At 49.8% G+C, this 13,071-nt stretch carries 11 protein-coding genes; 9 read left to right on the top strand and 2 right to left on the bottom strand.

Annotated elements, in window-relative coordinates; translation table 11 throughout:
* The first annotated feature begins 18 nt into the window (after window positions 1-18).
* Both SYK_RS00590 and SYK_RS00585 read left to right on the top strand, forming a co-directional pair.
* Window positions 19-1,176 carry an MBL fold metallo-hydrolase gene (locus SYK_RS00590; protein WP_281761689.1) on the top strand — a complete coding sequence of 386 codons (1,158 nt, stop codon included), beginning with the start codon at window positions 19-21 and terminating at the stop codon, window positions 1,174-1,176.
* A gap of 60 nt (window positions 1,177-1,236) precedes the next feature.
* On the top strand, window positions 1,237-3,060 hold the full coding sequence (locus SYK_RS00585) for a CobW family GTP-binding protein (protein WP_281761688.1): 1,824 nt from the start codon (window positions 1,237-1,239) through the stop codon (window positions 3,058-3,060).
* A 121-nt stretch (window positions 3,061-3,181) separates the two neighbouring features.
* Here SYK_RS00585 and SYK_RS00580 read toward each other — a convergent pair whose 3' ends face one another.
* On the bottom strand, window positions 3,182-4,705 hold the full coding sequence (locus SYK_RS00580) for an APC family permease (protein ID WP_281761687.1): 1,524 nt from the start codon (window positions 4,703-4,705) through the stop codon (window positions 3,182-3,184).
* Between the two features lie 34 nt (window positions 4,706-4,739).
* Between SYK_RS00580 and SYK_RS00575 the strand changes: the two genes are divergently transcribed.
* From SYK_RS00575 to SYK_RS00565, 3 genes are all read left to right on the top strand, one after another.
* A complete protein-coding gene (locus SYK_RS00575; protein ID WP_281761686.1) occupies window positions 4,740-4,877 on the top strand; it encodes a hypothetical protein in 138 nt (45 codons plus the stop codon).
* Window positions 4,878-5,452: 575 nt separating this feature from the next.
* Window positions 5,453-6,040 carry a DUF4125 family protein gene (locus SYK_RS00570; RefSeq protein ID WP_281761685.1) on the top strand — a complete coding sequence of 196 codons (588 nt, stop codon included), beginning with the start codon at window positions 5,453-5,455 and terminating at the stop codon, window positions 6,038-6,040.
* Window positions 6,033-6,767: a sulfite exporter TauE/SafE family protein gene (locus SYK_RS00565; RefSeq protein ID WP_281761684.1), complete on the top strand. Its 735-nt coding sequence runs from the start codon at window positions 6,033-6,035 to the stop codon at window positions 6,765-6,767. Before SYK_RS00570 ends, SYK_RS00565 begins: the two co-directional genes overlap by 8 nt.
* Window positions 6,768-6,834: 67 nt before the next feature.
* Here SYK_RS00565 and SYK_RS00560 read toward each other — a convergent pair whose 3' ends face one another.
* A complete protein-coding gene (locus SYK_RS00560; RefSeq protein ID WP_281761683.1) occupies window positions 6,835-8,331 on the bottom strand; it encodes a sigma-54 interaction domain-containing protein in 1,497 nt (498 codons plus the stop codon).
* Window positions 8,332-8,633: 302 nt separating this feature from the next.
* Here SYK_RS00560 and SYK_RS00555 point away from each other — a divergent pair, with 302 nt between their 5' ends.
* From SYK_RS00555 to SYK_RS17735, 4 genes are all read left to right on the top strand, one after another.
* The gene (locus tag SYK_RS00555) at window positions 8,634-11,087 is read left to right on the top strand and encodes a glycyl radical protein (protein ID WP_281761682.1); all 2,454 of its coding nucleotides are present in this window, start codon (window positions 8,634-8,636) and stop codon (window positions 11,085-11,087) included.
* A gap of 135 nt (window positions 11,088-11,222) precedes the next feature.
* A complete protein-coding gene (locus SYK_RS00550; RefSeq protein ID WP_281761681.1) occupies window positions 11,223-12,116 on the top strand; it encodes a glycyl-radical enzyme activating protein in 894 nt (297 codons plus the stop codon).
* A 20-nt stretch (window positions 12,117-12,136) separates the two neighbouring features.
* A complete protein-coding gene (locus tag SYK_RS00545; RefSeq protein WP_281761680.1) occupies window positions 12,137-12,679 on the top strand; it encodes a C-GCAxxG-C-C family protein in 543 nt (180 codons plus the stop codon).
* A gap of 149 nt (window positions 12,680-12,828) precedes the next feature.
* On the top strand, window positions 12,829-12,996 hold the full coding sequence (locus tag SYK_RS17735; RefSeq protein WP_281761679.1) for a hypothetical protein: 168 nt from the start codon (window positions 12,829-12,831) through the stop codon (window positions 12,994-12,996).
* Window positions 12,997-13,071: the final 75 nt, after the last annotated feature.

The following is a 13,071-nucleotide window of genomic DNA, read 5'->3' as shown; positions in this document are numbered from 1 at the left end:
CCCGGAAAGAAGAATCGCATGTCAGACAACATGAAAAGACGCGACTTCCTGAAGGGAGCCGCAACCGGTGTGGGCGTCGGCCTGCTTGGAGCCATGGGCTTGTATTCATACTCCCCCATGCGTGAAGGATACTTCCCTGAAACAGAACGTAAAATGACAGACATCGGGATGTGTAGAAGCGTCAAGGTGACGAACATCTCGGAAACAAGTTGGTTCGAGAACGGTGTTCTCATGGGTGATATCAAGGGAGCAGGTGGACTGCTTGTGAACCAGTACGACTACAACTGGCCCCCGTTCGGCAACGGCAAGGGGCTTGGAAAAGGATCGTATGATGAAGGTATCGCCAAAATCAAACACCTGCTGCCCAACCGTTTGGAAGAAGCTTGGGACATCATCGAAGCCAACTCCGTGCATCCCGAAAATGCGGGTGGTTATGCAGCACTGGTAGAAGTTGAGGAAATGAGCGGTAACAAGCGGAAATTCCTCCTCGACGTGGGCTGGTCCTATAAATGGTGTGACGAATGCTTCAAACGGGAAGGCATCGACAAGATGCTGGAGAACAAGGAAATCGAAGCTCTGTTCTTCTCCCACGAGCACTTCGATCACTTCTGGGGACTCCCTGTCGCTTTGAAATACGACCCGGATATAACAATTTATATCCCCGAGGGCTTCTACCCGGAAGGATTGCAGTACATCAAGGACTGCGGCCACACGGGCAAGCTCATCACGGTCAAAAATGGACTGAACAAGGTCATCCCCGGCATGGCAAGCTATGTCTTCGCCATCCCCATCATCTGCCGCGTGTACGGAGAGCAATCCCTGTACTTCAACGTAGCGGACAAAGGACTTGTCAGCGTCACGGGTTGCTGCCATCAGGGCATCATCCGTTTCGCCGAGACCGCGTACAATGAGATCAAATACGAAAACGACAATTGCCACGGCATCTACGGCGGATTGCACATCTCGCCCTTTGATGACTGGGATCCCAAGTATGACGATCTGGTCATCTCACTTGGCGACTATGGCTTCGAGCGCATCGGTTGCAATCATTGCACCGGCGTACTCTGCGCCAAAAAGTTCATCGCTGCCGGATATCCGGTAGTGGAAGGAACCGCCAAGTTCAGATCGAAAGATAAAGCATACCTCGGCAACGGGGACACCATTACCTTCGGGTAACCCCACCCATCACTCGCGGCCGCCCCACCCCCGGGGCGGCCGCAAACAACCGGAGAACCCATGTCTGCTCCCTTTAACACTCTGCTCCCTCCGGCCTTGCAGGCCAGTCCGGCACAAGCCGCAATGGAGCTTCCGCGCGCACTGATGACACGAGCCAATTTCATTCCTGGCGTTCGCCACCGTCTCGGTTGGCGTGGTGTCCGCGACTGCGCCAAAGGGCAAGGCGGATTGACCGTACGCGTCACAGGCATGCAAGGCGTTTACGGCCTAAAATTTCTGAATGTCAGTGAAACCGACAGCATGGGACAGGCAACTTTTCATATCGTCTACTTTCCCGCCCCGGACGAAGACCTGATCGAATCTTTCAGCGTACAAGCGGGAATCGCAGCACAACAGGACGATTATCTTGATCGTGTTCGAGAATTCACCCTATACCCCGACCTCTGCGCCCTTTTTGGCGTTGGTGTCCTTGAAGCATTCTTTCTATCCGAAGAATCAGGTGTAGCCCTGACTTTGACTGCACCGGAAAACGATACAGTGATCGCATTGGACGGAGTCATACTCGAAACTCCGGCAGGGCTGATACAAGCAGTCAATCCAGGCGAAAAAGATCAAAATTTTCCAGCATGGAAAACAGCCATGCCCTTATTCGATGCACTGGCTGCATCCGCATCATACTGCCTAGAAACAGCACCTCAATCGCTGACCCGCCAAACTCGCCCCGGAATGCAGCGAACATACGGCAAAGAAACCGGTATTCACAGCGAACCAGCACCAAACACACAAGACCTGCGTCTCGGCCTTGGCTGGAACGCACTTGTCCCGAACAACCCGGAACTCGGGACACCTGAACTGGCATGGTCTCCACCAACTTCCATACCTGATGAATTCGCCGATGCCCCGTGGCTGTCCGCCGATCTACCTGGAGCGTCCAACAGTCTGGACAAACGCACCATGGGTATCACGGATCGGCCTCGGCTGATCGTTCTGACCGGTTTTCTCGGATCAGGCAAAACAACTTTCTTGACCCGTTTCATCGAAGATCAGGCGGCAAAAAACGGCTTTGTGGCGGTCATTCAAAATGAAATCGGCCAGAAAGGACTGGATGGAAAACTTCTCGGTCAGAGTTATGCAGTGACCGAAGTTGATGAGGGATGTGTCTGCTGCACACTCGCTGGCAGTTTGCGCTCGGCTCTCTCTGGGATTCTTTCGGAATTCCAACCGGATTTTGTAGTGCTGGAGACAACCGGACTGGCCAACCCAGCTAATCTGCTTTCTGAACTGGCAGACCTCGACGACATGTTGGACTTCGCCTCGGTGACAACTGTCATTGATGCAGTCGGTGCGAGTCACACTCTGACCGAATTCGAAGTCGCACGTAGTCAGGTCCGGCTGGCTGATATCCTTTTGGTCAACAAAACCGATCTTGTGGATGACGAGGCTTTGATTTCCCTGAAACAAACTCTTCGCGAACTCAATCCATCAGGCGACCTGTACTTCATGTCCCATGGAGACATCCCGTCCACCACGCTGTACGGGGTAAATTTCAGAAAAAAGCTCACCCGTCCAACACCACAATTGGCACCCATGGGCCACAATGCCACACATGAAGATGACAATATCCAAAGTTCATTGATTCACTTAAGCGATCCTCTTGACCGCACCGTGTTCGAACAATCCGTGGCAAAACTTTCCAATCAAGTCCTCCGAGCCAAAGGCGTCGTTCGTTTTCATGATGCAGAAGAACCGGAAATATTCCAATACGTCCCGGGGTCGCACACTCTGACTCCCGCCGATCAAACGCTGGATGAGTGCTTTCTCGTCATCATCGGCCAAAACTCTCCTAGCATTGCTGAACATTTTCAAGCGGCCATTACCGGTTAGCACCTCTCAACCCCATACCATAACCGGTCTTCTCCATTGAAAAGCCCCTGTCTGCATATTGCAGACAGGGGCAAAAGGAGAATCCGTACTCACAGTATTCTCTGTCGGACAAAAACCTTGGCTATTCAGCCGAGGAACTCTGTGTTTGCTCCTGCAGCACGGGCTGCGGTTCACGAGATTTGAAAAACACAGGGATATCTCGGCGACCAAGAATCTGCGCCCGCAAATCCGCTTCAGGCAGCTTTGCCCATGCGCTCTTGTTGGAGAAGTAGAAGAAAAAGCCCATGCCAACCCATGCCACCAGGCACCAGCGGGAAGCCACACCAATGGAGGCCGGAGAACCGGGGACAAGCAGCAGGACAATGCACATCACAGCAGTCAATGTACCCACAACGCAGCAGAACATGCGGGTGGCTCTGTCTGTCACCTCAGGACTACCAAGCAAGACACGACGAGCAGCAAGACAAGTGAAAAGGTAACCAATACCCGTCCCCACAGAACTCATGTCAACGATCCAAACAACGACAGCACGACCGGCAAAGGGCGTCAGCAAGACAATGACGATGGTAAACAGAATGGCCTTGTAGGGTGAACGGTACTTGGGATGAATTTCACCGAACCAAGAAGGCAGGATTCCACCACGAGCCATGCTGAGCAACAGCCGGGAGGTAGCAATATAAAAACCGTTGATACCGGTGCAAACAGCGCCCATGACAGCACAGGCCAACACGATGGCACCGAACTTTCCGAAGGCCATGGTGGCCGCTTCACCCGTTGCCCATGCGGTGCCACCACTTGCACGAAGGGCATCCATCTTTGCGAGCATTTCCGGGTACGGCAAAACGATTGCAACGGAAAGCGTCACAAGGCTGTAGAGAACGACACCACACAAAATGGCAATGATCATAATATTACGGGCACGTGCAGGATCAAAAGAAAATTCCTCAGCCGCCTGCGGTACTGTATCAAACCCCACAAAAAGAAAGGGAGAAATAGCAAAAATAACCAGCACACAAGAAAGGACAGAGCGGTGTTCTGCAAACAAGGGAACAAGATTGCTCATGCTGGCGGTTTCCAATGAAGCCGCACCAGAAAACAGACTAATGATACCAACGGTAAGCAGGAAAGCGAGAACGACCTGCAACTTACCAGCAAAACTGATACCTCGATAATTCAGCCAACCAAACAGCAAGGTCGCGCCAGACATGAGGAGGGCCTCACCCGTATAAACTTCCCATCCGGCAATGGAATATAACGCGCCAAATTCAAAAACGCCTGGGAAAAGAAAACGAAAAATAAGTGCGAGCGCGGCAATATCAATACCAATAATGGCTATATATCCGAGCACGAGTGCCCAACCACAAATAAATGCCGCAGTCGGACCGAATCCGACATAGGCATACGCAAAAGCGCCACCCGCAACCGGGGCATACTTGATCATATAACTATAGCAGACCGCGACAAAGCACAGTAAACAGGCACCTACCAAAAAACCAATCAAGGTTCCCATTGGACCGGCTTGAGGCAAAAACATATCGCCGGGTAACACAAAGCAACCCCAGCCGACTATCGATCCAAGCGCCAACGCCCAGACTTGAGCCGGGGAAAGCGATTTTTCCAATTTCAAATGTTTATCTTGAGACATGTCAACTCTCTTCAATTTAAGGAGTTCTTTGTGGATGCCTGTATCAATCATCAAATCAATACAGACAGGCATTCAGAGCGGTACTGCCAACACACTTCTCGATGCTGGCAACGCCTCTGCCATGAGACGTAAGGACAAATACGTCCAGCCACTTGGCGACCATGAACTCTGAAAATCCAGAGCGAACCCCATGGTCTTTGTGTCATTGCAGAGGGGCGAACAGGTCCTCCGCGTTTTCAATATCTTCAGGTAAAAGCAAATTTGTAAATTGCTTGCTGTGTATAAGCAAAGACAATGCCACTACGTGAAATTCTTCACCATCTATCTAGACACCTAAAAATATTAACTATTTCGCAGCACACGCCTAAGTACTCCTCATCGAAAATAAAAAAAAATATCTTTTTGAAAAAAAATCTTTTCTTTTCCGAAATATTTTTCCACACACCTACCAGCAAAAAAATGAAATTGAAAAGATCACATACAATAAAAAAAATATTGTATCTTTCATTAATTTCAGTATGTTAAAGATTTTCAATAAAACTCCAACGACACGGAAGATCAAAAAACAAAAACGGCATCAGCTTTGCACAACGATGCTCGTTCTTTTTTTCATAAAGCCGCAAAGAGATTTTCTCTCCTTGCCACATCGCACTTGCGTTAAATCGAAACACAACACACAGACAGCAAACAGACCAACGCCCCCGCACACAATCATGCTCATATAACTTCGGGGAATAAGGAAAAACGATGTCAGAAAATACTCACGAAAACCTCATTAATGAAATCATAGACCTCGAATTGTACATGTTCCTTGCGGTAAAAAATCAAGGTGGCACTTCTATGTGCCAAGAGCGGCCTGAATCATTTCGCATCATGCGTGAAATCACTCACGGAGTTCTTTCGGAAGACTTTCTCCGCTCCTACCGCAACGACTTGCAACGGGCGAAAGAATATGGACGCAACTTCATGACCGAAAAATATGCGCTGATGGACCAATTGATTCCGTCCATCAGCACAGACCCACGCATCAAGGAAATCGTCGCTGTAGAAAGCACATGGCGCAAAGAAGTCGCACAAAAATTTCCCCAAACAATCCACCCCGACGGCCATGAGAGCTTTTGTCGTTATCTCGGCTGTGAGCTTGAGACTTACTCCACTTCGACCATGAATGCGTATGAAATCTGCGTGAAAAACGCCCAAAAGGAAAAACAAAATCTGGTTCAGGAACGCTATGAGCTCCTGATGGTCAAACTGGGACACGGCTCGCTAATAAACTGTGAATCGAACCTGACCGCACACCATTCACACGCGATAGGGAAACCGTCAGATGCCTGATCCAATATACATCATGGTTTTCTGTGCATGGTTTGTCGGTGGCTTTGTTTCCGGCGTCAGTGGCATCGGTGGAGCCATGGTCGCAGTCCCTGTGGCCGCCATGTTCATACCCATGCATGACCTCATCCCGCTCAGTTGTATCCTGAATGTCATCATGGATGGCTGCATAGCATGCATGCATTTCCGCCATTGCCGTGTATCAGCTCTATGGCCCATGCTCGTCGGGTCCATTCCCGGAGCCATTATTGGGCTGTTCATCCTTCAATTTGTCTCAGGTGCCATCTTACAGGGAGCCGTCGGCGCTTTGCTCCTCTACTATGTTTATTGGCAACAAACATTCCATGTAAAAAAAATCCATAAGGAATCATGGGGACGAGGTGGAGCGGCTGGATTCGGAGCAGGTTTATTGGGAACAGCCATTTCATTCGATGGCCCGCCCATTGGAGCGTATGGACTATATGTCAACTGGAAACCTCGGGTCTTTCTGGGAACCCTTGGCGTATTCTTCGTCATCAGAGGCACCATGACCTGCGCTCTACAAGCTTCAGCCGACTTGTATACACCGGCATTACTCGACTATGTCATGTATGGAGTTCCAGCCACCATCTTGGGAACATTCTGCGCATTCCCTGTTGTGAAACATATCAATGTCGAGACATTCAGGCGCGTTCTCATGGCCGTCATTGTACTGGCAGGCGTTGTCTGTTTGGGACGTTCATTGCTGTAAAAAGACATACGTGAGTAGCGGGAGGCTTATACCTCCCCTGCTCGCATGCCGTTGTCCCACTTTCCGCCTAATCCTCTTCTTCAATATTGAGCTGCTTTATCTTGTACCGTAAACCAGCACCTGTGATCTCCATAATCCGTGCGGCCTTGGCCACATTACCGCCTGTTACCCGCAACACATTACGGATACATTCTGCCTCATACTCTTGCACACACCCCTTGAGTGGAATCACACTACTCCTTTTAACGGCATGATAATCATAAAAAGCCTTCTCCACCGACTGCTTCACCCCAGATTCAGAGAGCAAAGGCTCGGTAATTCGCGGTGCGGCTGCATTTCTGCAAGCATCTCGAAAATGACGCGGGAGGCACCCCCAATCGATTGAAAGACGATCTCCAATCAAAGCGAGACTTCCCTCAATAACATGCAGCAACTCGCGGATATTTCCCGGCCATTCATAATCGCTAAACATACGAAGAACATCTTCATCAATGCTGATCGCTCTCATTCCCTTTCGCTGTTCGGAACGGTCAATGAAGGTTCGCGCCAACAACGGAATATCCTGCTTACGTTGACTCAAGGACGGCACGGCAAGCCCCACGACAGCAAGGCGATAAAACAAATCTCGCCGCAATATATTCTGCTCCACGGCGTAGAGAGGATCGACGTTCAAAATACTAATAACTCGCACGTCCACTGGTATTTCTGTACGCGACCCAAGCCGACGCACACGTTTTTCCTGGAGCACTCGAAGGAGTTTGGCTTGCAATCCCATGGGCATGGAATTCAACTCATCAAGAAGCAATGTTCCGCCATCGGCTTCTTCAAAAAGCCCCGGCTTGTCAGCAGCATCAGTATATGCGCCCTTGGCCGTGCCAAAAAGAATACCCTCCAACAAATTTTCAGGGATGGCAGCACAGTTCACCGGGACAAGAGAATGGTCGCACCGATCACTCGCGGCATGAATAGCCTGGGCAAACAATTCCTTACCCGTGCCACTTTCTCCCCAAATCATCACTGGAGACGGCGCCAGTGCTGCCGTCCGTGCTTCGTTCAGCACTTCAATCAGGGCATCATCTTTCCCGACCAAACTGTCGAATGTATAATATTCATAAGAGCTTCGCCCAGGAACAATCGCCTTGGCAGGACGCCTTTGTCTCTTCACCAGTGACGTCGTGCCGGTCCAAATAGTAAAGGCAATGACGCCATCCTTTTTTCCGTTATCAAACAGCGGAAAGAAATCAGAAACCGTGCTGGCAAGATAATTATTTGTCGTCTTGTAAAAATAACTCTTCTTGAGAAGCGGTCGCCCCTTCTGTAGACATTCCATGGTGGGAATACACTCCAACTCGTGTGGCACATAAAGACTTGTTATGTGTTGCCCAACCACAGGTATCCGTCCAAAACCGTCCACCTGACTCTGAATGGGATTCATGTATTCGCAAATGCCATTGGCATCTACAACGGCGACCCCAAGTCCCATATCATCCCAGATGGCTTTCATGGAAGGTGTCAAAACGCTTTCACGACTGACATTAAGGAACTTTTTTTCGTCAAAATACATATCTCACGACCTCTTCAGATTTAGTGTGGGCAATGGAAATATAAATATTAACAACTGCGCTTCCGCGACTCCAATGAAAAATTTTTATTAAAAAGGAAAGTTTTTTTTACAAAAAAAAACTTTTTTCACTATCTCAAAAAAGACTTAAAATAAGAATAAACTTTATTATAATAAATATTTAAATACAAATTAAAAGACAAATCACCACATGGCACACCTCCTGCTAGTGACAAAAAGAACAAGCGAACGAACACCGCTTTCAATTTTCTTCAGGGAAAATCTTACACAAACAGGAGATATCAATGACCAATCTTTCCATGATAAAAGATTCAGAATCCTCTGCTACCCCCTCCATGGGATATGGCATCGACTGGAACACCGCTGAAGACCGTGTCAAAGAACTCAAAAACTTCCTGATGAACGCTCCGCAGGTAATGGACCCTGAACGTCTGCAATTCCTGAATGAAGTTTATAAAGAATATCAGGGAGAATCCACTTTCTATATCCGCGCAAAATTATTTGAACGCGTTCTGACCAAAAAGAACATCTTCCTCGACGGCAACCCCATCGTTGGTACACTGACTGGCGTGCGAGCCGGTGTATATGCATACCCCGAATGGAACGTTTCCTGGATCAAAGAAGAAATGCAGATGGCCAAAATGGCTTCTCTTGGCGAAATGAAGATTCCCGCCGAGACACAGGAACTGCTGGAAAAGACCTACAAACTGTGGAAAGGCCGCACCTGCATCGATCTGAACAACAAATTGTTCAAAGAAAAGTACGGCATCAACCCCAAGCCGTACGCCAAAGCTGGCATGTACTATGAAAATGTCAGTGTCGCGAGTGGTTCCGGTATCGCCGACTACCCCATGGCTCTGAACAAGGGTTTGCGCTGGCTCATTGATGATGTAAAAAAGCGCTTTGAAGACTGCCCCACAACATTGGAAAACAAGGAAAAGCACGACCTGTATCGGTCAATGCTCGTCACCTTGGAAGCTGTCATCGCCCACTCTCACCGCTATGCAGACCTCGCCGAAAAGACCGCTGCCGATGAAAGCGATCCCAAGACCAAAAAAGAGCTGTTGGAAATCGCTGAGATTTGCCGCCGCGTCCCAGAATTCCCGGCCCGCAACTTCCGCGAGGCCATCCAATCCTTCTGGTTCATCCATCTGGCCATTGAAATCGAACAGATGGCATGCGCAACGTCCCCCGGTCGTTACGGTCAGTACATGTACCCCTTCTTCAAAAAAGACATCGACGAAGGCAACCTCACACGTGAGCAGGTCTCCACTCTGCTCAAATTCCAATGGATCAAGCACCTTGAACTGGCTGAATATCAGGGCAATTCATACGCTCTCACCCTTTCCGGCCACACAGGACAGAGCATCACCATCGGTGGTGTGGATGCCGACGGCAACGATGCCAGCACCGAGCTGGAAGAAATGTTGCTCGATACTCAGGTCAAAATGAAGAACATTCAGCCCACGCTGACCCTGCTCTATCATCCCAAGATGAAAGACTCCTACCTGAAGAAAGTTGTAGAGTGCATCCGCGGCGGTTCCGGCCAGCCCCAGATTTTGAACAACAACGTGGTTATTCAGCGTAACCTCTCCCGCTTCGGTCAATACGAAGGCGGCATCTCTCTGGAAGACGCCAGAAACTGCGGTAACTATGGTTGTGTCTCCACAGGTATCTGCGGAAAGGGCAGCTTCATCACTCAGGAAGACCAGCCCTGCCTCGCAAAAATCGTCGAAGTCATGCTGAACAACGGTAAATGCCCTGTCACCAAAAAGAAAGTTGGTGTTGAGACCGGCGATCCCGCCGAATTCACATCCTTTGACGAGGTGTACGATGCCTACAAGAAACAGCTCGACCATCTCTTCAACATCTCTCGGAAGCACTCTGATCTGAGCCAAATGGCCAGACTTCAGGTCGTTCCGAGCGTCTTCCGCTCCGCCATGTACGACGGCTGCATCGAAAAGGGTGTCTGCGAAGAAGCCGGCGGTACCCGTTTCCCGCAGGTCAATCCCATCATGACTGCTGGTATTGATGCCGCGAACTCCCTGCTCGCCATTAAGCATCTTGTCTTCGATACGAAGAAATTGACCATGCAAGAGATGCTTGACGCCATTAAATCAAACTTCGAAGGCTGCGAAGACATCCGCAAGATGTGTTTTGAAGCACCCAAGCATGGCAACGACCAACCAGAAGTAGAAGGCTTTGTGCAGCAGTACTACAAAGATGTTGATGCTATCCACCATGCTCAAGGACCGGACTGCTTCGGCTACCGCACTCCGCTGGACGCATACTCCCTGTCCTACCACAACTACTTCGGCGCACTCATGGGCGCTCTGCCCAACGGACGCAAGGCTGGTGTCGCACTGACTGACGGCAGTGTCTCCGCAATGCCCGGTACTGACCATGAAGGCATCACCGCTCTCATCAAGTCCGGCGCAGAAGCCATCGACACAGTCCGCTACGGAGCAAACCACTTCAACGTGAAGTTCTCTCCCTCTATCATGGAAGGCCCACAGGGCGCACGCACACTGGTGTCTCTAATCAAGACATACTGCGACTTCGGCGGCTCCCACATCCAGTTCAACTGCGTGGATTCCAAGACCCTGAAAGATGCGCAGGTCAACCCGAAAGAATACTCAGATCTGGTTGTCCGCGTTGCCGGTTTCAGCGCCTACTTCACTCGTTTGGACATGGGCGTACAGAATGAAATCATCAAACGTACGGAATACAACTCCTAAAGGGTAAAGCACTCCGCAGGGTGGGGTTGCCCTCCACACTATCGGCCCCACCCTGCCCCCTTTTTCGACACACTCAATACGGGGACACGCCTGCCCCCATGGTAAAACTCAAAACAACTATCTGCGGAGACACTTATGAGTCAGGGAATGGTTTACAATATCCAACGAATGTCTGTTCAGGATGGCCCGGGGTTACGAACCACGGTTTTTTTGAAAGGCTGTCCGCTCTCCTGCCTCTGGTGCAGTAATCCGGAATCTCAAAAATCCTCCCCGCAGATGATGTTTTTTGAATCACTGTGCACCGGATGCGGAGCCTGCATGGAGATCTGCCCCAACGGAGCCGTCATGCCAATGGACGAAAAATTCGGCCGTGACCTCGAAAAATGTACCGACTGTGGCAAATGTGCCGAAGTTTGCCCCAGCAAAGCCCGTGAAATGTCCGGTAAGGAAATGACCGTTGAAGACGTCATGGATGTCGTGCGCAAAGACGCTCTGTTCTATGAAAACTCTGACGGCGGAGTTACCTTTGGCGGAGGAGAACCAACATCCGGCGGAGAATTCTTTTTGGATATGGTACGTGCTGCACATGAGGAAGGGTTTCATGTAACCGTGGATACTTGCGGTTTCTGTCCCGTTGAACGCTTTGATAGAACCATTGAATTGGCTGATCTTTTTTTGTTTGACTGCAAACACATGGACCCTGAACAGCACAAAAAATTAACAGGACAAGACAATACAATAATTCTGCGCAATCTGCGAACCGCCTTGAATTCAAAAACACAGGTCCGCCTCCGCATGCCCCTGATGCCGGGGATGAACGATTCAGACGAAAATATCGCCGCCATGGCAGAATTCTTCAAGGAATTTGATAGCCCTGAAATCGAAGTCATGCCGTGTCACGCTTTTGGCCGCAACAAATACGCCGCTCTCGGGTGGGCCTACCGCATGTCTGGCGAATACACGCCGGAACAACTGGATGTCATTCTCGAACGATTTGCAAACCACGGCCTCAACACCGTGATTGTATAGGCAATCAGAGAGGACACACGATGGAACCCCGCTCCCAGGATACACGCCTCATTATACAATCCGGCACGACAGCCAGAGAATTATACGGCAATGGCTCAATGTGCTGCTCCGAGGCAGTACTCACGGTCATCAACCGGAAATTCGACGGCGGCTTGTCACAAGACATTCTCATTGCGATATCCAAAGGATTCTGTGGTGGTATCGGCGATGCGGGATGTGTTTGCGGCGCATTGGCAGGTGCGGTCATGGCCCAAAGTCTCATTCTCGGAAAAGGCCCCCTGCCCACCGATGATGATGAAGTTCGAAAGGCATCAAAGGCATTATATGATCGTTTCTTGACTCAATACGGCAGCATCTGTTGCCGGGATTTGAGCAAGGACCGCGATCCAAATTCCGATTCCAAAGGAGTCTGTCTCGATTACGTGGAATCGGCGACAGCCATCTGCGCCGATTTGCTTCTCCACCCCGACTCACTGCAAAAGGCAGAGAACGCCGATGATGAAATCATCAACTACCATACTGGAACATTTGCCACACACGGGCTCAAGCCCGTCAGATTCTAACCACAATCAACGAGGGTAACGATATGTTTGAACTGACCGTCCCGGAAGAAATGCTTGAAAAGCTCCGGGCCATGCTTGAAGACGAAGATGAGGAAACCTGTATTCGACTGCGCGAATACAAAGTCGGCGGAGGCTGACACGCGAAAATAGTGCTCGGTCTGGGCATGGACGAACCGGATGAAGATGATGATGTACAAATTGAAATAAATGGTGTTCCGTTCACCGCAGAAGAAGACTTTCTGGAAAAATATGGGAAAACGTATTCTCTGCAATTCAACGAAAACAAGGAAGTTGTCCTGACTCCGCTGAACGCCTGATGCAGAGAATCAATTTCATAGCGACCAAAATAAAAAGCCCCTTGCCAACTCGGCAAGGGGCTTTGCTATTCAATA

Source organism: Pseudodesulfovibrio nedwellii (genome assembly GCF_027923765.1).
Taxonomy (GTDB): Bacteria; Desulfobacterota; Desulfovibrionia; order Desulfovibrionales; family Desulfovibrionaceae; genus Pseudodesulfovibrio; species Pseudodesulfovibrio nedwellii.
The sequence above is the reverse complement of the archived record's forward strand: the minus strand, read 5'-3'. Positions and strand labels throughout refer to the sequence as shown.